This is a genomic window from Paracoccus indicus (genome assembly GCF_003056335.1).
In the GTDB taxonomy this organism is placed as follows: domain Bacteria; phylum Pseudomonadota; class Alphaproteobacteria; order Rhodobacterales; family Rhodobacteraceae; genus Paracoccus; species Paracoccus indicus.
The window spans coordinates 73,768-96,065 of sequence record NZ_PYWA01000009.1 but is presented as its reverse complement, the minus strand read 5'-3'; the positions used below and the strand labels follow the sequence as shown (position 1 = coordinate 96,065).

Here is a 22,298-nt window from a genome sequence, read left to right as displayed (position 1 = left end):
TGCGGTTTGGTTCACTGTTTAGCCAGCCATGCCGTGACCGGACCGCGAACGCTGTTCAAACCTTGGGCTTCTGCCTCGGCGATGACCTGCTGCAGTTCGGTGATGGACACCCGGCGGATCAGGTGCTTGACCGGCCCGATCGAGGCAGGGCGCATCGACAGGCGGCGGATGCCGAGGGCGGCGAAGGTCAGTGCCTCGATCGGGCGGCCCGCATCCTCGCCGCAGAAGGATACCGGCACGCGGGCTTCCTCGCATCGCGCGATGATCTGGCGCAGCAGTGCCAGGAAGGACACGTTCAGCGTGTCATAGCGCCGCCGCACCCGTTCGTTTTCGCGGTCCGCCGCGAAGAAGAACTGCTTCAGGTCGTTGCCGCCGATGGAGACGAAATCGCACATCTCGAAGAAGCGCTTGGGGGCGAAGGCCAGCGAGGGCGTTTCCAGCATGGCGCCCACGCGGATGTCGGTGGGCATCTGGTGACCAAGGCGCTGTTCGCGGGCCAGTTCCTGCATCAGGATTCGGTGCGCGGCCTCGTATTCGATGATGTCGGCGACAAAGGGGAACATGACGTGCAGGGGCCGCCCCACCGCCGCACGGATCAGCGCCTGCAGCTGCATGCGCAACACGCCGCGCTTGTCCAGGCCCACGCGGATCGCCCGCCAGCCCATCGCCGGGTTCGGTTCGTCCTGCGGCTTCATGTAGGGCAGCACCTTGTCCGACCCGATGTCCAGCGTGCGGAACATGATCGGCTTGCCTTGGGCGTTATCCATGACGCGGCCATAAAGACCCGCCAGCTCGGCCCGGCGGGGCACATGGTTGCGGATCAGGAACTGCAACTCGGTCCGGAAGAGGCCCACGCCTTCCGCGCCCGACCCTTCCAGCGAGGGCAGGTCGGCCATCAGGCCGGCGTTCATGTACATCTGCACCGTGGTGCCGCAGGTGCCGGTGGCGGGCAGGTTGCGCAGGCTGGCATAGCGGTCCTGCGCCTCGGCCTGCATGGCGATCTTGTCCTGAAAGGCCTTGGCGACCGATTCCTCGGGGCGCAGGTGGACGATGCCCTGATCGCCGTCGATCAGGATGGGGTCGCCGTTCAGCGCCTCGGTCGTGATGCGGGTGGCGTGGATGACCAGCGGAATTGCCAGCGCGCGGGCCACGATGGCGGCGTGGCTGCCGACCGAGCCTTCCTCCAGCACGACGCCCTTCAGGCGGCGACCGTATTCCAGCAGTTCCGCCGGGCCGATGTTGCGGGCGACCAGGATCGGGTTGTCCGGCATCTCGGCACCCGTATCGCTGCCCTGACCGGTCAGGATGCGCAGCAGGCGGTTCGACAGGTCGTCCAGATCATGCAGCCGGTCGCGCAGATAGGGGTCGGCGGCCATCTCCAGTCGCGCGCGGGCGGCGGATTGCTCCTTCTCGACGGCGGCTTCGGCCGAGAGGCCAAGGCGAATATCCTCGGCCATGCGCTTCAGCCAGCTGCGCGAATGGGCGAACATGCGGTATGTTTCCAGCACGGCGGTATGTTCACCGTCGCCGTCCATGTCGGCTGCCGCCACCATCGTATCGACGCGGCTGCGCAGCTTGTCCACGCCCTCGTGCAGGCGGGCCAGTTCGGTTTCCGGATCGTCGCCCACGGGGTTCGCGATCACGACGCGGGGCTCGTGCAGCCAGACGCAGCCGATGGCGGCGCCTTCCTGACCGGTCGCGCCACGGATCATCAGCGGGAAGCGATGGGCCAGCGGCATGCTGTCGGCATTGCTGCCCTGGAAGGCGCCCAGCTCGGTCATCTCGGCCAGGACCATGGCGACGACTTCCAGGCCGTAGACCTCGTCCTCGGTGAACTGGCGGGCGGTGGAACATTGCACCACCAGCACGCCAAGCCGTTCACCGACCCGCTGGATCGGGACGCCCAGAAAGGCGGGAAAGACCTCTTCGCCGGTCTCGGGCATGAAGCGGAAGCCCGCGGCCGAGGGCGCATCGGCGGTATTCACATGACGACCGGTGCGGGCGACGCGGCCCACCAGACCCTCGCCAAGGCGCAGGCGGGTCTGGTGGACGGCTTCGGGGCGCAGACCCTCGGTCGCGCAAAGTTCCAACGTGTCGGCATCGCGGAACAGATAGATGGAACAGACCTGCGTGCCCATCGAATCGGCGATGTGATGGGTGATCTGGTCCAGCCGGTCCTGCCCGCCACCGGCTGCGGCAAGAATTTCCTTCAGCCGCCGCAGCAGCTTGCGCGAGTCGCTGTCCGTGCGATCCTGCATCGCATGTCCGCCTTGTGCCTTGCGCATCAGCCCCGCCCGAGCGGGCGAGGCCCCAGTCGAACGGGCCTTATGCCTGTTCCAGTTCAAAGGCATCATGCAGTGCCTGCACGGCCAGTTCCATATATTTGCGGTCGATCAGCACCGAAATCTTGATTTCGGAGGTGGCGATGACCTTGATGTTGACGTTGTCATCAGCCAGCGCCTTGAACATGCGAGCGGCGACGCCCGTGTGGCTGCGCATCCCGATGCCGACGACGCTGACCTTGGCGACCTCGGTGTCGATGTTCAGATCGTCATAGCTGATGGTGCCGGCGGCGCGGGCCTCTTCCATGGCCTTCTTGGCGCGTTCGACCTGGTTGATCGGAACCGAGAAGGTCATGTCGGTCACCGAACCCGGGTGATCGTCGTAATCCTTTTCCGAGATGTTCTGGACGATCATGTCCACGTTCACGCCAGCATCGGCCAGGGGCGCGAAGATCGCGGCAGAGATGCCGGGGCGGTCCTCGACCGTGACCAGGGTGATCTTGGCTTCGTCGCGCGACGAGGCGATGCCATTAACGACTTTCGATTCCATGATTTCATCCTCATCGCAGATCAGCGTGCCCGAATTGTCGTCCGTATCCTCGAACGAGGAGAGGACGCGCAGCCGGACCTTGTAACGCATGGCCAGTTCGACCGAACGGGTCTGCAGCACCTTGGCACCAAGGCTGGCCAGCTCCAACATCTCCTCGAAGGCGATGCGGTCCAGCTTGCGGGCCTTCGAGGTGATGCGCGGGTCGGTAGTATAGACGCCGTCCACATCGGTATAGATGTCGCAACGCTCGGCGCCGAAGGCGGCGGCGAAGGCCACGGCGGTCGTGTCGCTGCCACCACGGCCAAGCGTGGTGATGCGTCCGTCGGGGGCGACGCCCTGGAAGCCCGCCACGACGGCGACCTTGAAGCCCTCGGCGAACTTCTGGTCAAGGTTGTCGCGCGGAATATCCACGAAGCGGGCGGCGGAATGCGCGGCGGTCGTGTTGATCGGCACCTGCCAGCCCTGCCAGCTGCGCGCCGGAACGCCCATCTCCTGCAGGGTCAGGGCCATCAGACCGGCGGTGACATTCTCGCCCGAGCTGACGATGGCGTCGTATTCGCGCGCATCGAACAGCGGCGAGGTCTGTTCGACCCATCCCACCAGCTCGTTGGTCTTCCCAGACATGGCGCTGACGATGACGATGACGTCATAGCCGCGGTCGACCTCGCGCTGCACCTTGCGGGCGGCGTTCTTGATCCGGTCCAGATCGGCCACAGACGTGCCGCCGAATTTCATCACCAGAAGCGGCATGTTCGGGCCCCCAGCCAAAGGTTGTTTGTCGGCGGGGCTTGTATGGGTGGAAAGGCGAAAGGGCAAGGCCCAGTTCGCGCAAGATCAGTTCGCCTTCTGCCGCGGCAGGAAGGGCAGCGGGGCAATGGGGACGCCATCCTCGATCAGCTTTCGGGCGTCCTCGATGCGGGCCTCGCCGTGGATGGCGCGTTCGGGGCGCTGGCCCTGATGCATGGCGCGGGCTTCCTTGACGAAGTTGCTGCCGACGTAATCCGAGGTCGACTCGACATGGCGTCGCAGCTTTTCCAGTGCTGTCTCGGCGGGCGATGCGGGGGCGCTGATGGGGCGGGGTTCTGACACGGCGGGGGCCATCAGCGTCTTGTCGACATCGGTCGATCCGCAGCTGGTGCATGCCACCTGGCCCGCCGCACGCATGGCGTCATAGCCGTCCGAGGAGCGGAACCAGCTGTCGAAAACATGTCCGTTGGCGCAGCGCAAAGCATAGCGGATCATCGCAGGGCCTCTTGTGTCATGCCGTCTATATCGGGTCAGGCGGGCCGCTGTGCAAGTTCGGCCAGTGCGGCGACAAGTCCCGCCGGATCGCCCGCCCGTGCCAGCAGCAGGTCGCGTGCCGCCCGGCCCATGCGCTGCGCCTGGGCTGGGTCGCGGGTCAGGCGCAGAATTTGGTCGGCCATATCGTCGGCGGTCACGGCGCTTGCCGCCCCCGCCGCCTGCAAGGCGGCCAGTGATTCCACGAAATTGCCGATATGGGGGCCGTGCAGCAGCGCGCAGCCACGTCCCGCCGGTTCCCAGGGCGTGTGGCCGCCGTGATCCTGCAGCGATCCACCGATGATGCAGATGCCGGCGGCGGCATACCAGCGCGGCATCTCGCCCAGGGTATCGGCCAGCAGCACGCCACCGGCGGGGGGCAGGTCGGCCCCCGCGCTGCGCCGCAGAACCGGCAGGCCGCGCGCGGCGATCAGACCCGCGATGGCCTCGCCCCGATCCGGATGGCGCGGCGCAAGGATCAGCCTCAGGTCCGGGCATTCGGCCCGCGCCGCCAGGAAGGCATCGAGGATCGGCGCATCCTCGCCCTCATGGGTCGAGGCGGCCAGAGCCGTCGTCCCCCGCATTGCATCGGGCGCTGGCAAGGGCACCGAGGCCGGGTCCAGCAGCTTCAGGTCCAGCCGCGGCAGCAGCGCCGAGGCATGCAGCCCAAGGTTCAGCAGGCGCGCCTCGCTGGCCTGATCCTGCGCCGACAGCGCGTCGATGCGGCCCAGCATGGGGCGGATGATGCGCGGGAATCGCCCCCAGGTTCCGGCGGAACGCTCGGACAGGCGTGCCCCGATCAGCGCCTGCGCGACGCCGCGTTCGGCCAGCAGGCGTGACCGCAGCGGCCAGAACTCGGCCTCGATGCTGATGGCAAGGCGGGGGCGGCAGGCGTTTAGGAAACGGTCCAGCGATCCCGGCAGGTCCAGCGGTGCGAAAATCGCGGGCAGGCCCCAGCCCGCCGCAAGGTCGCGCCCCGTTTCGCTGTTGGCGGTGATCTGCACGGAATGGTCACGAGCCAGCAGCTCGATCACCTGCCGCGCGGATGTCAGCTCGCCCACGGATGCGCCATGCACCCAGATGTCGGCGGGGCGGGGCCGGGCACCGCAGGCCAGCCGTTCGCGCAGGGCATCCGAACCGCCCAGACCGGCGCGCAACCGCAGCGCAGCTTCGGCGATGCGGGTCGTTGCGGCATAGATCATGGAAAGCACCCTCGGCTGGGGTCGAAGTGGAGGTGGGTACCGGAATCGAACCGGTCTTCACGGATTTGCAATCCGGTGCGTAACCTCTCCGCCAACCCACCGCCGTCGAGAGTGGGCATGGCTTAATGGATTGCGCGGCGCCTTGCAAGACGCGATCTGGATCATGCTGCAACGCGTCATGTCCGGCGTTGCCCAGATCGGCCAAACATGGCAATAAGCGCTCAAAGAGGTCGAGCAGAGGTTCCCCGACATGAGCGATTTCGCCGCCCGGCGCACGATGATGGTGGACACGCAGGTCCGTCCCAGTGACGTGACCAAATTCCCGGTGATCGATGCGATGCTGGACATCCCGCGCGAGGAATTCGTCCCCGCCAGCCGCCGCGCCGTCGCCTATTCCGGTGAAAACCTGGACATCGGCAACGGTCGCGTCCTGCTGGAGCCGCGCACCCTGGCCAAGATGGTCGACGCGCTGGACATCCAGCCCGACGAACTGGTGCTGGATCTGGGCTGCGGCTACGGCTATTCCGCCGCCGTCGTCTCGCGGATGGCCCAGGCCGTCGTTGCCATCGAGGACGACGAGGAACTGGCCACCGAGGCCGAGGCGCGCCTTTCGGCCACCGGCATGCACAATGTCGCCGTCCTGAAGGCAGATCTGACCGAAGGATGCGCCAAGCAGGGCCCCTATGACGTGATTCTGATCGAAGGCGCGGTCGAGGAGGTTCCCCCCGCCATTCTGGATCAGCTGCGCGACGGTGGCCGCATCGCGGCGCTGTTCCGCGAAGGCAACCTGGGCGTGGCCCGCATCGGCCACCGGCTGAACGGCCGTGTCACCTGGCGCTATGCCTTCAACGCGAATGCGCCGATGCTGCGGGGCTTCGAACGCGCGCGCGGGTTCACGCTGTGAGGGTGCTGGCCCGCCTTGCCGGCGTCGCGCTGCTGGGGCTGGTGACCGCCTTGCCCGCGCGGGCCGAATCGCTGGCCGATACCATGGTCGCGGCCTATCGCCACTCGGCCCTGATCGAACAGAACCGCGCCGTGCTGCGGGCCGCCGATGAAGACGTCGCCGCAGCCGTTGCCGCCCTGCGTCCGGTGGTCGAATGGGTCGCCCAATACGGTGCGACCCGCGACGAGGGTTCCACGACCCGCCGCTCGACCTCGCTCAGCATCGATGCGTCGCTGACGCTCTATGATTTCGGGCGTTCGCAGTTGGCCATCGACGGTGCCAAGGAAACGGTGCTGGCCACGCGGCAGGCTTTGGTGGCGATCGAACAGCAGGTGTTGCTGGACGCGGCACTGGCCTATTTCAACGTGCGCGAGGCGATCCAGCAGGTCGCGTTGCAGCAGAACTCGGTCGAGGTTCTGACGCGCGAACGTCAGGCGGCGCAGGACCGATTCGACGTGGGCGAGATCACCGTGACCGACGTCGCCCTGGCCGATGCCCAGCTGGCCGAGACCCGTGCCAGCCTGGCCGCCGCGAACGGCGACCTGGAGGTTCAGCGCGAGGCCTATCTGGCCGCGACGGGCAAGCTGCCCGGCACGCTGTCGGCGCCGCCGCCGCTGCCCAAGCTGCCCGCCAATCTGAACGAGGCGCGTGCCATCGCGCAGCGTAGCCACCCTTCGGTCCTGCAGGCACAGCGTCAGGCCGCCGCCGCCGAAATTGGCGTGGCCGCCGCCGCAGCCGAACGCAATCCGACACTGTCGGGCACTGCCAGCGTCGGCGTCAGTCGTCAGCCGCAGACCGTGTTGAACGGCAATTACGGCAGCACGAACAGCGCCAGCGTCGGGCTGCGGCTGGATCAGACGATCTATTCGGGTGGCCGCCTGTCCGCCTCGCATCGCAAGGCGATGGCGGAACGCGATCAGGCGCGTTCGTCGCTGCTGAACACATCGCGCCAGGTCAGCCAGAGCGTGGGCGAAACCTGGGCGAACATCGCCGTGGCGCGCGCCCAGATCACCGCGATTGCCCAGCAGATCAGCGCGGCGCAGCAAGCCTATGACGGCGTGCGCGAGGAAGCGCTGCTGGGGGCCCGCACGACGCTGGACGTGCTGGACGCGGAACAATCGCTGCTGCAGGCGCGGGCCGATCGGATCACGGCTGAATCCAACCTGCAGTTAGCGCATTATCAACTTCTGGCTGCTATGGGTCTGTTGACGGTAGAAAACCTGAAACTGGGAATTCCGACCTATGACCCATCGCAATACTACAATGCCGTGCGCAATGCGCCGGCCACCAGCAAGCAGGGCGAAAGCCTTGATCGCGTGCTGCGCGCCATTGGCCGCAACTGACACGCCGACCGGCGGTTTGCGGCATGGCTAGGCCGCGCCGCAAACCCGCCCCGGTCCCCGCGCTACGCCTGTCGCGCAAACGTCGCAGCAATCGATCCAGCCGTGCCCAGATCACGCCGCCACCCACCGATGCCGCGCGGCTGCGTGCCGAAATCGGCACCACGGTCCGCAGCATCCGCGAGATGATCGATGCCGACGCTTCGGTGTTCTCGGCGGCAGACGTGCCCGCTGCGGTGATCGCACCACAGGCCCCGCGAAGCCCCAAGTTGATCCGCATCTGGCAGGCATTCCGCGCACCTGTTCAGGTCCAGCCACAGCCGATCGTGGCGGCGCAGCCCGATCCGATGATCGATGCCGCATTCGCCCTGCAGGAACCGGTCCCGCTGCCGCCCCCGACGGCACAGGACGTTGCGCAGATCGTGATGGAACATCCCGCCCTGCAACACCACCTGCATGATGCCGTGCAGCAGCAGCTGGAGGGCGAGATGGGGCAGCGTTTCTCGGCAAACCTGCGGGCTGTGATCCGCGCGCAAGTGGCCATGGCGGTCGAGGATCAGATGGCGGCCATCTGAGCGCTCGCCTTCAGTTCAGCATCTTTTCGGGGTCCACGCTTTCAAAGCCGCGACGGACCTCGAAGTGGACGAAGCCGTCGTCGCCCGCCTTGCCAAGGCTCTGGCCTGCGCTGACGCTGTCGCCCTTGGCGACGTCGACGCCCTCCAGCCCGGTATAGACGGTCATCAGATCGCCTTCGTGCCGGACCACGATGATCGGCACACCGGATGTGTCGCGCGTGATCGCCGCAACGCTGCCCGCGCCCGCCGCCGTCACCGGCGTTCCGGACGGGGCGGCAATGTCGATGCCGTCGTTGCGGCCCTTTTCATAGACGCGGATGATGGACCCGGACACGGGCATCCGCAGCGGTCCCCCGCCGGATGCCGCCGTCCGCGTGGCCCCCAGGTCGGTGGTCGGCGCCTTGGGTGCGGGATCGGCGGCAGGTGCCGTCGTCTCATCGGGCAAGGGGGTGGCGGCGGATGGCGGCTTGGGCGTGGGGCTGCCGGTGCCCGGCACGGTGGTCGCCAAGGCATCGGGTTTCTGGCCGGGCTTCGGCACGATCAGCCGCTGCCCCACGCGCAGGTCCATATTCGCGGGCAGCCCGTTCCAGGCGGCCAAGTCCTGCACCGTCACATCGTATTTGCGCGCGATGGACCAGGCAGTCTCGCCCGAGACCACGACATGTTCCGAAGGCGTCTGCGGCGAAGGCGTGGCGGCTTGGGTCTTGGCCCCCTTGGCGAAGGGATCGGTGACGATGGCCGCGATGCCGCCGGGCTTCGCCACGGTGCCGGGGGCCACCTTGGTGGGCAGGACCAGCACCGCCCCGCTGCGCAGGGGGGCGTCGGCGGGCAGCGCGTTATGGGACGCCAGTTGACCCGCATCCAGCCCCAGGCGGGCGGCGACCGACGCGGGCGTGTCGCCGGCCTGCGCGACGGCCACCTGCCCGTTGGCGAAAGTGATGACGCCGCGGTTGTCGGGCTGGGGGCGGGGGGCTGCCTGCGCTGCGGCGGGTGCGGTATCCAGCCCGCCTTTCATCCAGCCACGCAGGTCGGGGTCGAACCCGCCCTGCGTTCCGCAGGAAGCCAGCGCCAGCGATGCGATCAGACCGCCTGCGACGCGAAACGAGCCATTGTTCATCTTGATATCCTCAGCCTGCCTGTAATCGGCCGGGGGTCATGTCTGGCCCAACCCCTCGACCAGCGGAACGAACCGGACCTGCCGCAATTCGTCGTAATCGAAGCCGGTTTCGGACCGGCTGACGCGGATCAATGTCTGGACCGCATCCGACTGACCGACAGGCACCACCATGATACCGCCGATCTTCAGCTGTGCCAACAAGGGGCCGGGCGGATCCTCGGCGGCGGCGGTCACAAGAATGCGGTCGAATGGCGCCTGATCGGGCAGGCCACGCGATCCGTCACCCACCTGCGCGATGATGTTGTAGAGGCCCAGCTGACGGAAGGTGGCCTCGGCTTCCTGCACAAGACGGCGGTGGCGGTCTACGGTATAGACGCGGCGGCACAGCCCCGAGAGGATCGCCGCCTGATAGCCCGAGCCTGTGCCCACCTCCAGCACCGTATCGCGCGGGCCGACCGACAGCGCCTGCGTCATCAGGCCGACCACCGAGGGTTGGCTGATCGTCTGGCCGCAGGGGATGGGCAGGGGGGTGTCCTCATAGGCGCGGTCGGCGAACTGGCCGCGCACGAACAGTCCGCGGTCGATCCCCTCCATCGCTTCCAGCACGCGGGGATCGGTGACCCCCCGGGTGCGCAACTGGAACAGGAAACGCATCTTGCGTTCGGCGGGGCTCTCCTCGGGCTCGTCGTTCATTCGGCGGCCTCATGGGGCAGGGTCAGGTCGTTCAGCGCCGTTCCCAGATCCGCCAGCGAATCATGGCAGGTCAGATCGGCGCGCATCGGCGTGACCGAGACATAGCCCTGAAGGTTCACCGCGACATCGGTGCCGTCCTGCGCGGGCGCCTGCTGCGATCCGCCCGCGACCCACATGAAGCGCCGTCCGTTCGGCGCGGTCTGCGGCACGACGCCGAAGCGGCTGCCCTTGCGCTTGCCCTGACGCGCGACGCGGATGCCTTGGACATCGGCGGCGGCGACGGGCGGAAAGTTGATGTTGTAGAACAGCCGGAAATCCGCGTCCGAGGTCCAGTCACCGTGATCCAGCAGCCGCCGGATCACCGCCGCGCCATGCAGGCGGGCGGCCTCGAAGGGATCGGCCAGCTTTGCGGTCTGCGGTCCGAGGTATTGCGAAAGGGCGATGGCGGGCAGGCCCTGCAGGGCGGCCTCCATCGCGCCGCCGATGGTGCCGGAATACATCGCGTTCTCGCCTGCATTGTTGCCGCGGTTGACGCCTGACAGCACCAGGTCGGGCAGGGCGTCGGCCATGATGTCGCCCACCGCCGCCAGCACGCAATCGGCCGGGCTGCCCTCGGCGGCGAAGCGGCGCGGGGCCAGTTCGGCGATCATCGTGGGATGGGCATAGCTGATACAATGGCCGACGCCCGATTGCTCGAACGCGGGGGCCACGGTCCAGACCTGCCCGTCGGGTCCGGCAAGCTGCGTCGCGATCTGGTGCAGCACCTCGAGGCCCGGTGCGTTGATGCCGTCGTCATTGGTGATGAGAATACGCATCCTGCCCCCTTTGCGATCAGGCCCTGCAGTTCCGGCACCGGCAGGTTTCTGCCGGCGCACGCGGAAGTGACCTTGTCTTTGCTTAGCCGTCGCATGAACGCGCTTCAACCCGAACATGCGCAACCGTGACCGTTGCGGACCGAAAGCGGTTTGACCTGACATGCGGGGCGTAGCATGCTTGCCCTAACGAAACGGGCCGCGACGCGTATGCAGATATACCTTCCCATCGCCGAGGTCTCGGTCAACGCCTTCACCCTGATGGGTCTTGGCGGCCTTGTCGGCGTCATGAGCGGGTTGTTCGGCGTCGGCGGCGGCTTCCTGATCACGCCGCTGCTGTTCTTCATCGGCATTCCTCCCACCATTGCCGTCGCGACAGGGGCCAATCAGGTCGTGGCATCATCCGTGTCGGGTGTCCTGGCGCATATGAAGCGCAAGACGGTCGATTTCCGCATGGGGGGCGTCCTGCTGGCCGGGGGGCTGATCGGATCGGGACTGGGTGTGCTGGTCTTCAACATCCTGCAGCGGCTGGGCCAGGTCGAGCTGGTCGTCCAGCTGTGCTATGTCGTCTTCCTCGGCCTGATCGGCGGGATGATGCTGCAGGAAAGCCTGCGCGCCCTGCGGCGGTCCCGCCAGGCGACCGGCCGTCGACGGTTGCATCAGCACAATTGGGTCCACCGCCTGCCGTTCAAGATCAAGTTCCGCACCTCGGGGCTCTATATCAGCGTCATCCCGCCGCTGCTGGTCGGGGTGGCCGTGGGTGTGCTGGCGGCGATCATGGGGGTCGGCGGCGGCTTCATCATGGTGCCCGCGATGATCTATCTGCTGGGGATGCCGACCAAGGTGGTGGTGGGGACGTCGCTGTTCCAGATCACCTTCGTGACGGCCTTCACCACGCTGATGCATGCGGTCAGCTACAACACCGTGGACGTGATGCTGGCGCTGCTGCTGATCATCGGGGGGGTCATCGGGGCGCAGATCGGCACAACTCTGGGGGCGAAACTGCGGGCCGAACAGTTGCGCATCCTGCTGGCGCTTCTGGTGCTGGCGGTCTGCGCCAAGCTGGCGCTGGACCTGTTCCTGACGCCCGAGGATGTCTATTCCATCGTGACACGGGCGCGCTGATGACCAGACACCCATGGATTGCCGCCCTGTTCGTCACCCTGCTGCTGCCGACGGCGGTCGCGGCGCAATCGCGCGGGTCGCTGGTGCCACCGGATGAAACGACGGTGGATTACCCGCTGTTCCCGAACCCCGGCCGCCCCCGCAGTGCCATTCCCGAAAACCAGTCCAGCCCGGCCGAACAGGTCGTCGCGGGCCTTTCGGACAACTCCGTCGCCATCACCACCAGCTTCGACGGGTCCGAGATCCTGATCTATGGCGCCGTCCGGCGCGAGGTTCCCATCCCCGACGGGGAATTGGACGTGATCGTCACGATCGAGGCCCCCTCGCAGCCCATGACCATCTGGCGCAAGCAGCGGCGCTTCGGCATCTGGGTCAATACCGAGCGGGTCGAGGTCGGCGCCGCGCCCAGCTATTACGCCGTCGCCAGCACGGGGCCCTTGGATCAGATCCTGCTGCCGGGATGGGACAGCCGCTATCGCATTTCGCTGCCGCAGGCTTTGCGCGCCTTCGAGGGCGCGCCCGACGTTGCCGATGCCCCGGCCTTCACGCAGGCGATGGTGCGGCTGCGTCAGGCCGACGGCCACTTCCGCCTGGACGAGGGCGGGATCGAGCTGGCTGAGGACACGCTGTTCCGCGCCGACATCCGCCTGCCCGCCAACCTGCTGGAGGGCGACTACAAGACCCGCATCTTCCTGCTGCGCGACGGGCAGGTGATCGACGTCCATCGCGCCGCCATCGAGGTGCGCAAGGTCGGTCTGGAACGCTGGCTCTATAACCTGGCCTTCGATCAGCCGCTGATCTACGGGCTGATGTCGCTGGCAGTGGCGGTCTTTGCGGGATGGGGGGCCTCGGCCGCCTTCCGCAAGCTGCGGCGGGCCTGATAGGGGCAGCCGATCCGGGGGCTGGAAATGCGACAGGCCCTGCGACGGTTCGCAGGGCCTGCTCCTCCCCCTTGGTGCGGACCCGACCCCTCCACTGGTCGGTTCCGCGGGGTGTTCCTCAGCCGGCGATCAGTTCGGCCTGACGGACGATGACCTCGGCCTGCTTGATCGAGGCGATGTCGACCAGACGTCCCTTGTACACGGTCGCACCCGCGCCGTCACGTTTTGCCTGCTCCATCGCGGCAAGAATTTCGCGGGCCTCGGTGACGGCGGTCTGATCGGGTGAGAAGACCATGTTGCACAGATCGATCTGGCTGGGGTGGATGGCCCATTTGCCGACCATGCCAAGCGTGGCCGAGCGACGCGCCTGCGCGATGAAGCCCTCCTGATCGCTGAAATCGCCATAGGGACCATCGACCGGCAGCAACCCATGCGTCCGGCAGGCGGCGACAATGGCCGTCTGCGCCCAATGCCAGGGATCGGGCCAGTATTTCTGGCCGTCGCGCACCATGTAGTAATTTTCCTGCGTGCCGCCGATGCCGGTGGTGGCCATGCCCATGGATGCCGCGAAATCGGCGGCGCCGAGGCTGATGGCCTGCATGCGCGGGGATGCGGCGGCGATCTCCTCGACATGGCAGATGCCTGCGGCGGATTCGATGATCACCTCGAAGGCGATGGGTTTCGTGCGACCCTTGGCGCGTTCGACGGCGGTGACCAACGCATCGACGGCATAGATATCCGAGGCGTTCCCGACCTTGGGGATCATGATCTGGTCCAGCCGGTCGCCCGCCTGTTCCAGCAGATCGACCACGTCGCGATACCAATATGGCGTGTCCAGCCCGTTAATGCGCACCGACAGCGTCTTGGTCCCCCAATCCACATCGCCGATGGCCTGAATGATATTGGAACGGGCGCGGTCCTTGTCGTCGGGGGCGACCGAATCTTCCAGATCCAGATTGATCACGTCGGCGGCAGACTTGGCCATCTTCTCGAACAGCGCCTCGCGCGATCCGGGGCCGAAAAGCTGGCAGCGGTTCAGGCGGGCAGGGGGCAGCGGTTGGGAACGAAAGCTCATGCGCGGGTCCAGTTCGGAAAGATTCGGGCCTGAGTTGGTAATAATCTTTCGCTGCGACTGCATCAAGGGTTTTCCTGCGCTGCGGCAAAGCGCCTGCGATGTGCTTGACGGATGGGGCGTTTGGGCGCAGGACCGCCCGCAAGTTGCGACGCCTCAGGAGGGAACAGATGACGCGGACGGTTTATGTGAATGGCGACTATGTGGCCGAGGATCAGGCGACGGTTTCGGTCTTTGATCGCGGCTTCCTGATGGCGGACGGCGTCTATGAGGTCGTCAGCGTCCTGGGCGGCAAGCTGATCGATTTCGACGGCCACATGGTGCGCCTGAAGCGGTCGCTGTCGGAACTGGCCATCTCCAACCCGCTGGATGACGCCGCCTACCTGGAGGCGCATCGCAAGCTGATCGCGGAAAACGGCATCACCGACGGGATGATCTATCTGCAGGTCACGCGCGGCAACCCGGGCGATCGCGATTTCGCCTATCCGTCCGCCGATACCGCGCCGACGGTGGTGATGTTCACGCAGTCCAAGCCCGGCCTGGCCGATGCCCCCGCCGCCAAGACCGGCTGGAAGGTGATCAGCGTCGAGGATCTGCGTTGGGGTCGTCGCGACATCAAGACGGTACAGCTGCTCTACCCCTCGATGGCCAAGATGGAGGCGAAGGCGCGCGGTGCCGACGATGCCTGGATGGTCGAGGATGGCCGCGTGACCGAAGGCACCAGCAACAACGCCTATATCGTCAAGAACGGCACGATCATCACGCGTGAGCTGAGCCATGAAATCCTGCATGGGATCACCCGCGCTGCCGTGCTGCGCTTTGCCGCCGAGGCGCAGATGAAAGTCGAGGAGCGGTCCTTCACGATCGCCGAGGCGCAGGAGGCGGATGAGGCCTTCGTCACCTCGGCCTCGGCCTTCGTGATGCCGGTGGTGCAGATCGACGGTGCGACGGTCGGAGACGGGTCGGTCGGACCGGTCGCGGCACGTCTGCGCGAGATCTATCTGGAAGAGACGATGAAGACCGCCGTCTGATTTATGATCTGATTTGCGTCCCGCGACGCCGGGGGGCTGCTGATCCCCCGGACCCCCCGCAGGGCGCTCTTGTGGGTCAGAGACCGCTGGCCGCCAATGTCGCGGCGATGACCGGCGCAAGGCGCCTTGCCCATTCGGCCTGACCCTCGGGCGTGGCTATCAGGTCGTTCCTGACCTCGATCAGCATGTTGGGGCGGTTGTGCGACAGGGCGTGGCGGTCGATCGAATCGCCCTGAAGATGGCCGGTATAGGGCTGGTTTTCCCCCGTCACCCACCCTTGGTCGCGACAGGCCTGCACCATCGCCGGGCCAAGCCGCGCATCGCGGTGCGAATAGAGGATGCCGACCTGCCAGGGACGCGGCGGCCTGCCGCGCAGTTGCGGCGTGAAGCTGTGGATGGCGCAGATGCAGCGGTCGGGGTGGCGGTCGGCCAGTTCGCCCAAGGCCGCGTGGTAGGGGCGGTGCAGCCGCGCCAGGCGGCGTTCGCGTTCGGCCTGATCGGCGTGCTTGTTGGCCGGAATGACCGTGCCGTCGTAGAGCCGCATCAGCAGGGTCGGGTCGTCCTCGCCCCGGTTGGGGTCGATCACGAGGCGCGAGAAATGCGACAGGATCGCGGGGGCGTCCATGATCCGCGCCAGCTGCCGTGTCAGCCCCGCAGCCCCCACGTCGAAGGCGATATGGCGGGCCATGTCGGCCGGCGCGATGCCCAGATCGCCCCCCGACACCCAATCCGGGACATGATTCGCGGCATGATCGCAGGTGATCAGCCAGCGGGAGGGGCGTGTCGCGCCTTCGATCTGGAAGGGTGGGTGCGTCATTGTCCGGTCATCACTGTTGCTGCAGGTTGTCTACGACGAATGCCCGGCAGAGGCCAGTTGCCGCCCCGCGGCAATTGCGGCATAGATAGCGCTAAATCAAGATAGGGTGGGATGATGAGACGACATCGCAACGTGAAGATCGTGGCAACCCTTGGACCGGCATCTTCGACCAAGGAAGTGATCCGCGACCTGTTCGAGGCGGGGGCCGACGTGTTCCGCCTGAACATGAGCCATGGCAGCCATGACGACCATCGGGAACGGTACAACACCATCCGCGAGATCGAGGCCGAGACCGGACGCCCGATCGCCATTCTTGCAGACCTTCAGGGTCCCAAGCTGCGCGTCGGCCCCTTCGGTTCGGGACCCCAGGATCTGGAGGTGGGCGACAAGTTCCGCTTCGATCTGGAAGATGCTCCGGGCGACAAGACCCGTGTCATGCTGCCCCACCCGGAAATCTTCGCCGCCCTGATCGAAGGCAGCGAACTGCTGGTCAACGACGGCAAGATCCGTCTGACCGTCGAAAGCTGCGGTCCCGATTTCGCCGAATGCGTGGTCACGGTCGCGGGCACCATTTCGGACCGCAAGGGTGTGAACGTCCCCGACGTCGTGCTGCCGCTGGCCGCGCTGTCGGACAAGGACCGCGCCGACCTGGAGTTCGCCTGCGAGCTGGGCGTCGACTGGCTGGCGTTGTCCTTCGTACAGCGTGCCGAGGACGTCGAAGAGGCCATCACCCTTGCCAAGGGTCGGGCCGCCGTTCTTTCTAAGATCGAGAAGCCCGCCGCCGTGCGCGCCTTCGACGAGATCCTGAAGGTCTCGGACGGGATCATGGTCGCGCGTGGCGATCTGGGGGTCGAACTGCCGGTCTATTCCGTGCCGCCGATCCAGAAGCGCCTGGTGCGCCTGTGCCGCAGCGCCGCCAAGCCGGTGATCGTCGCGACCCAGATGCTGGAATCGATGATCGACAGCCCGATGCCGACCCGTGCCGAGGTCAGCGACGTCGCCAACGCCATCTACGAAGGTGCCGACGCAGTCATGCTGTCAGCCGAAAGCGCCGCCGGCGGCTTCCCGATCGAGGCCGTGCAGACGATGGACAACGTCGCCCGCTCGGTCGAGGCGGACAAGAACTATCGCTCGATCATCGAGGCGGCCCGCAACGCCAGCCTGTCCTCGGTCCCCGATGCCATTGTGACCGCCGCGCGCGAGATCGCGGAAACCACGGATGTGGCGGCGATCTGCGCCTTCACCCAATCGGGCAAGACGGTCAGCCTGGTGGCGCGCGAACGCCCCCGCGTGCCGATCATCGCGCTCAGCCCGCTGGAATCGGTGACGCGCCGGATGTGCCTGACCTGGGGGACGCATTGCGTCATCACCCCGCGCCTCAGCCGGTTCAAGGAAGCCGTGGTCAATGCGACCCGCGCCGCACGCGACCACAAGTTCGCCGATGAAACGCGGCAGGTCGTCGTCATCGCGGGCGTGCCCTTCAACGTCGCGGGCAGCACGAACATCATCCGGATCGCGCCCTGTGACGACCGGCTGATCTTCGCCTCGGACGCCGAATGATGCTGGCGGCGGATCTTCTGCTGCTGGGCGGCATCCTGCTGTGCCTGCTGTCGGTGGTTCTGGCCGTCGTGCAGCTGGCGCGCACGCAGGCGCCGCGTGCCGCGATCCTGGTCTTCATGGCCGGGATCGTGGTTCTGGTGCTTGGGGCCTCGGTCGATCCCGACCCCTTCCACCCCGATGATGTCGTCTCGGCGTTCCATCGCGTGACGGGATTGGCCCTGGGCGGCTGATCGGGGGTTGCCAACTTGGGGGCGTCGTCCTATACGGCGCCCTTCCTTACACATGCGGCCGGCCGATCCTGGCATTGCCGAGTCGCATGATCACTCTGACGAAGGAGACGAAAATGCCGAAGATGAAGACCAAGTCGGCCGCGAAAAAGCGGTTCTCGATGACGGCCTCGGGCAAGGTCAAGGCAGCTCAGGCCGGCAAACGCCACGGCATGATCAAGCGCACGACCAAGTTCATCCGCGACGCTCGCGGGACGACGGTGCTCTGCGAAGCAGACGCCAAGATCGTCAAGAAATACATGCCCTACGCTCGCTGATCAGGAGAACCCCATATGTCCCGCGTTAAATCCGGCAAGGTTACCCACGCCCGCCACAAGAAAGTCCTCGATCAAGCCAAGGGCTACTACGGCGCACGGTCGCGCAACTTCCGCACCGCCACCCAGGCCGTCGACAAGGCGAACCAATACGCCACCCGCGACCGCAAGAACCGTAAGCGCAACTTCCGCGCCCTGTGGATCCAGCGCATCAACGCCGCCGTCCGCTTGGTCGACGCCGAGATGACCTATTCGCGCTTCATCAACCTGCTGTCGAAAGCCGGCATCGAGGTTGACCGCAAGGTGCTGGCCGATCTGGCCGTGAACGAGCCCGACGCATTCGCCGCGATCGTGAACCAAGCCAAGACCGCTGCCTGATCCTTCGGGGCAGCAGACGACCTTGAAAGGCCCGTCCCCGCGCAGGGGGCGGGCCTTTTTCGTGCCGCGAACGTGATGGGCCGTGCAGATTGTCCGGGTCGGACCGCCCGCGTATCTTCCCCGCATGAGAACCCTGAACAAGCTGTCGCGGGAAACCGCGATCCTGGCCGTGATCGCCACATTGGCGGTCTTCAACCTGTTCGGCCATGGCGCGCTGGCCCCCGCAGCCGGGATCGGCGGCGCATTGTCCTTCCTGTGGCTGATGGGGGTGATGGTCTGGGGCGCATCCGCCGTCGTCCGCCACGCCGAGGCCTTGGCCGAACGCCTTGGCGAACCCTATGGCACGCTGATCCTGACGCTGGCCGTCGTCTGCATCGAGGTCGCCCTGATCGGCTCGGTGATGCTGTCGGGCGATGGCGGCCCGACCCTGGCCCGCGACACGATGTTCGCCGTGGTGATGATCGTGCTGAACGGGTTGGTGGGGCTGTCGTTGCTGCTGGGCGCGCTGCGGCATGGCGAACAGAGCTATAATTTCGCGGGCGCATCCTCTTTCCTGACGGTGCTGGTGCCCTTGGCGGTCTTTGCGCTGGTGCTGCCGGATTATACCATCTCGAGTCGTGACGGCAGCTTCACGGGCGGGCAGGCGCTGTTCTTTTCCATCGTGACCTTTGCATTGTATCTGGTCTTCCTGTCCATCCAGACCGTGCGCCACCGCGGCTTCTTCACCGAGCCCGAGGACCCGCCCGTCATCCGCCACGGCCATGTCCGCTATGCCACATGGGCGCATGGGCTGCTGCTGATCGCGACCCTGCTGCCCATCGTGCTGCTGTCCAAGAAGATGGCGGGCTTCGTCGACCACGGCATCAACGCCATGTCGCTGCCTGCGGCACTTGGCGGCGTTGTCATCGCCACCATCGTTCTGGCATCAGAGGGCATGTCGGCGGTCCGTGCCGCCCTGTCGAACCGCCTGCAACGTGCGGTGAACCTCTGCCTTGGGGCGGCGTTGTCCACCATCGGGCTGACGGTTCCGGCGGTGCTGATCATCGGCATGGCGACGGGGCAGGGGGTGATCCTTGGCCTTGGGCCGCAGATGCAGGTGCTGCTGGCGCTGACGCTGCTGACCTGCGTGCAGACCTTCGGCGCGCGCCGGACCAATGTTCTGCATGGCGCCGTCCACCTGGTGCTGTTCCTGGCCTATTTGGCCCTGATCCTGGAGCCGTGATGACAACCGAACCCGTCAAGGTGCCGCTGGCCGTCCGCCCCCTGGGGGCAATCGGCACGGTGATGACCGCCCGCCGCAACTTGTTGGAGCTGATCCCCGCCATCGCGGTCCGCCAGCCCATCGTCTCGGGCAAGACGGGGCTGCGCTGGCACATGGTCATGGACCCCGGCGCGCTGCGTCACATCCTGAAGGACCGGGTCGAGGACTACCCGAAGTCCGTGACGACCAAGCTGATCCTGGAACCCGCCATCGGCAGCAGCATGTTCGTGGCCGAAGGCGCGCATTGGCGCTGGCAGCGCCGCGCCGCCGCCCCCGCATTCGCCCATCGCCACGTCGAGGCGCTTGGCCCCGTCATGACCGCCGCCGCCGAGGCATCCTGCCGCCGCCTGAGCGCCGCGCAGGGGCCGGTCGATCTGTTCGAGGAAACCGTCGCAGCGACTTTCGAGGTGATCTCTGACGTCACATTTTCCGGCGACGGGATGTTCGACCGCGATCACGTCCACAAGTCCATCGACGCCTATATCGCGCAGACGGCCAAGGTATCATTGATGGATGTGCTGGGCCTGCCCGCATGGCTGCCGCGTCCGGGGCGGCTGTTCGCGGGGCCGGGGCTGAAGCGCATGAAGGCGGTGGCGGATCAGGCCATTGCCGCCCGCGCGAAGGCGCCCAAGGATGGCGCGCCCGATCTTCTGGACCTGCTGCTGGACGCAGAGGACCCCGAGACTGGCCGCGCCATGAACCGCGACGAGCTGCGCGACAACCTCTTGACCTTCATCGTGGCGGGGCATGAAACCACCGCACTGACCCTGGGCTGGGCGCTGTATCTGATGGCCTTCGACCCCGCCATCCAGGAACGCGCAGCCTCCGAGGCCCGCGCCGTTCTGGGCGACCGCGCCGCCACCGCCGCCGACTACGGGCAGTTGCCCCTGATCCAGCGCATCGTGAACGAGACGCTGCGCCTCTATCCGCCCGCCGCCTTCCTGTCGCGGACCGCGCAGGCGCCGGACACGCTCTGCGGACGGCAGGTCAAGCCCGGCGACACGGTGATGATCCCGGTCTATGCGCTGCACCGCCATCACCTGCTGTGGGACCGGCCCGATGCCTTCGCCCCCGACCGCTTCCTGACCACGCCCGACCGCTATGCCTTCCTGCCCTTCGGGGCAGGGCCGCGCATCTGCATCGGCGCCAGCTTCGCCCTGCAAGAGGCGGTGATCATCCTCTCGACCCTGCTGGCCCGCTTCCGGTTCAAATCCGTTCCGGGCCGCGATCCGCGCCCTCAAATGATCCTGACACTGCGCCCCGAGGGCGGGGTCTGGCTGCAGGCCGAACCCCGCCGCTGACCAGGCCGAACCTTGCGTCTGCTCACATGAGTGTTACAGACTGCGCAAAGTTTTAGCAGTCTGGGGACCGTGATGAACGCCATCATCGACTTTCTGAACAACATCTTCTGGGGTTACGTCCTGATCTACGGCCTGCTGGCCGTCGGTCTCTATTTCACCTTCCGCCTCGGGCTGCTGCAGTTCGTGCATTTCGCCGAGATGTGGCGCTGCATCCGCGGTTCGGACGAAACCGACCGCAACGGCATCTCGCCGTTCCAGGCGCTCTCGGTCTCGCTGGCCAGCCGCGTGGGCACCGGCAACATCGCGGGCGTCGCCGTGGCGCTGACGCTTGGCGGGCCGGGGGCGATCTTCTGGATGTGGATGGTGGCGCTGGTCGGCATGGCCACGGCCTATGCGGAATCAACGTTGGCCCAGCTTTACAAAGTGCATGGCAGCGACGGCATGTACCGTGGCGGTCCGGCCTATTACATCTCGCGCGGGCTCAGGATGAACTGGCTGGCTGGGCTCTTCGCGGTGTCGCTGATCATCTCGTTCGGGCTGGTCTTCAACGCGGTCCAGGCCAATTCGATCGCGCAGGCGGTGGACGTGGCCTTCGGCATCAGCCCCGCGCTGGTCGGCGTGATCGTCGCGGTCCTTTCGGGCGTCATCATCTTCGGCGGCATTCCCCAGATCGCGCGCACCGCACAGATGGTGGTCCCGGCGATGGCGGGCCTGTACCTGCTGGCGGCGATCATCGTTCTGGCGATGAACCTGCCCGCCGTGCCGGGCATCCTGTCGGGCATCGTGAAATCCGCCTTCGGCCTGCAAGAGGCTGTCGGCGGCGTGACCGGCGGCGTCATGGCGGCGGCGATGAACGGCATCAAGCGCGGCCTTTTCTCGAACGAGGCGGGCATGGGGTCCGCCCCCAACATCGCGGCCGTGGCCGTTCCCGCACCGCATCACCCGTCAAGCCAGGGCTTCGTGCAGGCGCTTGGCGTATTCATCGACACCATCCTGGTCTGCACGGCGACGGCGGTGATGATCCTGCTGGCCGATGTCATGCCCTCGCAGGAACTGACGGGCGTAAACCTGACGCAGGCGGCGCTGGCCGATCACTTCGGCGGCTTCGGGCATATCTTCGTGGCGGTGGCGATCTTCTTCTTCGCCTTCACCTCGATCATCGGGAACTACAGCTATGCCGAAAATGCCCTGTCCTTCCTGGGCGCGGGCAAGCCGGGCATCCTGGTCCTGCGTCTGGCGGCGCTGGCCATGGTGATCTGGGGATCGCTGCAGGCCGTCACCACGGTCTTCAACTTTGCCGATGCCAGCATGGGGCTGATGGCCACCATCAACCTGATCGCCATCGTCGCGCTGTCGGGCACGGTCGCGCATGTCACGCGCGACTATCTTCGCCAGCGCAAGGCCGGCAAGGAGCCCGAATTCCACATCGCCGACCACCCCGGCATCGCGCCGGGCGTCAAGGGCGACATCTGGAACTGAGCGAACTTGGGTCGCGCGGGTTGGCCAAGGCTTCCCCCGCGCGGCCCTGCGTGCTAACGC

The 22,298-nt window shown here is 66.6% G+C and carries 22 protein-coding genes and 1 tRNA gene; 13 read left to right on the top strand and 10 right to left on the bottom strand.

The features are described from left to right. Positions 1-11 precede the first annotated feature (11 nt). The 5 genes from ptsP to DDE75_RS14660 all read right to left on the bottom strand — a co-directional run bounded on the left by ptsP (position 12) and on the right by DDE75_RS14660 (position 5,413). Entirely contained in the window at positions 12-2,258 is a 2,247-nt protein-coding gene (gene ptsP / locus DDE75_RS14680) for a phosphoenolpyruvate--protein phosphotransferase (protein WP_108503189.1), read from the bottom strand. Between the two features lie 67 nt (positions 2,259-2,325). Then, the gene (locus DDE75_RS14675; protein WP_108503136.1) at positions 2,326-3,582 is read right to left on the bottom strand and encodes an aspartate kinase; all 1,257 of its coding nucleotides are present in this window, start codon (positions 3,580-3,582) and stop codon (positions 2,326-2,328) included. Between the two features lie 84 nt (positions 3,583-3,666). Then, positions 3,667-4,074: a DUF1178 family protein gene (locus DDE75_RS14670; RefSeq protein WP_108503135.1), complete on the bottom strand. Its 408-nt coding sequence runs from the start codon at positions 4,072-4,074 to the stop codon at positions 3,667-3,669. Between the two features lie 35 nt (positions 4,075-4,109). Continuing rightward, positions 4,110-5,312, bottom strand: a complete 1,203-nt coding sequence (locus DDE75_RS14665; RefSeq protein WP_108503134.1) for a 3-deoxy-D-manno-octulosonic acid transferase — start codon at positions 5,310-5,312, stop codon at positions 4,110-4,112. Between the two features lie 27 nt (positions 5,313-5,339). Then, positions 5,340-5,413, bottom strand: a tRNA-Cys gene (locus DDE75_RS14660). Positions 5,414-5,562: 149 nt separating this feature from the next. Between DDE75_RS14660 and DDE75_RS14655 the strand changes: the two genes are divergently transcribed. Genes DDE75_RS14655 through DDE75_RS14645 form a run of 3 tightly spaced genes read left to right on the top strand, consistent with a single transcriptional unit; the run spans position 5,563 to position 8,170 of the window. After that, on the top strand, positions 5,563-6,216 hold the full coding sequence (locus tag DDE75_RS14655; RefSeq protein WP_108503133.1) for a protein-L-isoaspartate O-methyltransferase family protein: 654 nt from the start codon (positions 5,563-5,565) through the stop codon (positions 6,214-6,216). Continuing rightward, on the top strand, positions 6,213-7,598 hold the full coding sequence (locus DDE75_RS14650) for a TolC family outer membrane protein (protein WP_245894763.1): 1,386 nt from the start codon (positions 6,213-6,215) through the stop codon (positions 7,596-7,598). Before DDE75_RS14655 ends, DDE75_RS14650 begins: the two co-directional genes overlap by 4 nt. Before the next feature lie 23 nt (positions 7,599-7,621). After that, positions 7,622-8,170, top strand: a complete 549-nt coding sequence (locus DDE75_RS14645) for a hypothetical protein (RefSeq protein ID WP_108503131.1) — start codon at positions 7,622-7,624, stop codon at positions 8,168-8,170. Positions 8,171-8,180: 10 nt separating this feature from the next. On the opposite strand, the gene DDE75_RS14640 is transcribed toward DDE75_RS14645, so the two are convergent. The 3 genes from DDE75_RS14640 to surE are packed head-to-tail and all read right to left on the bottom strand — an operon-like array spanning position 8,181 to position 10,795. After that, positions 8,181-9,287 (bottom strand): LysM peptidoglycan-binding domain-containing protein, encoded by a 1,107-nt coding sequence (locus DDE75_RS14640; RefSeq protein ID WP_108503130.1) that lies wholly within the window; start codon positions 9,285-9,287, stop codon positions 8,181-8,183. A gap of 36 nt (positions 9,288-9,323) precedes the next feature. Beyond that, complete coding sequence (locus tag DDE75_RS14635; RefSeq protein WP_108503129.1) at positions 9,324-9,980, bottom strand: protein-L-isoaspartate(D-aspartate) O-methyltransferase; 657 nt, start codon at positions 9,978-9,980, stop codon at positions 9,324-9,326. Next, a complete protein-coding gene (surE, locus tag DDE75_RS14630; protein WP_108503128.1) occupies positions 9,977-10,795 on the bottom strand; it encodes a 5'/3'-nucleotidase SurE in 819 nt (272 codons plus the stop codon). The genes DDE75_RS14635 and surE overlap by 4 nt, the downstream gene beginning before the upstream one ends. Positions 10,796-11,002: 207 nt before the next feature. Between surE and DDE75_RS14625 the strand changes: the two genes are divergently transcribed. Further along, positions 11,003-11,917 carry a sulfite exporter TauE/SafE family protein gene (locus DDE75_RS14625; RefSeq protein WP_108503127.1) on the top strand — a complete coding sequence of 305 codons (915 nt, stop codon included), beginning with the start codon at positions 11,003-11,005 and terminating at the stop codon, positions 11,915-11,917. Beyond that, positions 11,917-12,798, top strand: a complete 882-nt coding sequence (locus DDE75_RS14620) for a TIGR02186 family protein (protein WP_108503126.1) — start codon at positions 11,917-11,919, stop codon at positions 12,796-12,798. Before DDE75_RS14625 ends, DDE75_RS14620 begins: the two co-directional genes overlap by 1 nt. A gap of 118 nt (positions 12,799-12,916) precedes the next feature. Here the strand turns inward: DDE75_RS14620 and DDE75_RS14615 are convergent, their stop codons facing one another. Continuing rightward, positions 12,917-13,873 (bottom strand): L-malyl-CoA/beta-methylmalyl-CoA lyase, encoded by a 957-nt coding sequence (locus tag DDE75_RS14615; RefSeq protein WP_108503125.1) that lies wholly within the window; start codon positions 13,871-13,873, stop codon positions 12,917-12,919. 167 nt (positions 13,874-14,040) lie between these two features. Here DDE75_RS14615 and DDE75_RS14610 point away from each other — a divergent pair, with 167 nt between their 5' ends. Further along, entirely contained in the window at positions 14,041-14,901 is an 861-nt protein-coding gene (locus tag DDE75_RS14610) for a D-amino-acid transaminase (protein ID WP_108503124.1), read from the top strand. Between the two features lie 76 nt (positions 14,902-14,977). Here DDE75_RS14610 and DDE75_RS14605 read toward each other — a convergent pair whose 3' ends face one another. After that, on the bottom strand, positions 14,978-15,718 hold the full coding sequence (locus tag DDE75_RS14605) for an N-formylglutamate amidohydrolase (RefSeq protein ID WP_108503123.1): 741 nt from the start codon (positions 15,716-15,718) through the stop codon (positions 14,978-14,980). A 114-nt stretch (positions 15,719-15,832) separates the two neighbouring features. On the opposite strand from DDE75_RS14605, the gene pyk reads away from it, so the two are divergent. From pyk to DDE75_RS14570, 7 genes are all read left to right on the top strand, one after another. Next, entirely contained in the window at positions 15,833-17,278 is a 1,446-nt protein-coding gene (gene pyk / locus DDE75_RS14600; RefSeq protein WP_108503188.1) for a pyruvate kinase, read from the top strand. Further along, complete coding sequence (locus tag DDE75_RS14595; protein WP_162799061.1) at positions 17,278-17,508, top strand: hypothetical protein; 231 nt, start codon at positions 17,278-17,280, stop codon at positions 17,506-17,508. The genes pyk and DDE75_RS14595 overlap by 1 nt, the downstream gene beginning before the upstream one ends. A 113-nt stretch (positions 17,509-17,621) precedes the next feature. After that, on the top strand, positions 17,622-17,822 hold the full coding sequence (gene rpmI / locus DDE75_RS14590; RefSeq protein WP_108503187.1) for a 50S ribosomal protein L35: 201 nt from the start codon (positions 17,622-17,624) through the stop codon (positions 17,820-17,822). 15 nt (positions 17,823-17,837) lie between these two features. Further along, positions 17,838-18,197 carry a 50S ribosomal protein L20 gene (rplT, locus tag DDE75_RS14585; protein ID WP_108503121.1) on the top strand — a complete coding sequence of 120 codons (360 nt, stop codon included), beginning with the start codon at positions 17,838-17,840 and terminating at the stop codon, positions 18,195-18,197. A gap of 124 nt (positions 18,198-18,321) precedes the next feature. Then, complete coding sequence (locus tag DDE75_RS14580; RefSeq protein WP_108503120.1) at positions 18,322-19,419, top strand: calcium:cation antiporter; 1,098 nt, start codon at positions 18,322-18,324, stop codon at positions 19,417-19,419. Then, a complete protein-coding gene (locus DDE75_RS14575) occupies positions 19,419-20,759 on the top strand; it encodes a cytochrome P450 (protein ID WP_108503119.1) in 1,341 nt (446 codons plus the stop codon). Before DDE75_RS14580 ends, DDE75_RS14575 begins: the two co-directional genes overlap by 1 nt. A 72-nt stretch (positions 20,760-20,831) precedes the next feature. Next, on the top strand, positions 20,832-22,238 hold the full coding sequence (locus DDE75_RS14570) for an alanine/glycine:cation symporter family protein (RefSeq protein WP_108503118.1): 1,407 nt from the start codon (positions 20,832-20,834) through the stop codon (positions 22,236-22,238). Positions 22,239-22,298: the final 60 nt, after the last annotated feature.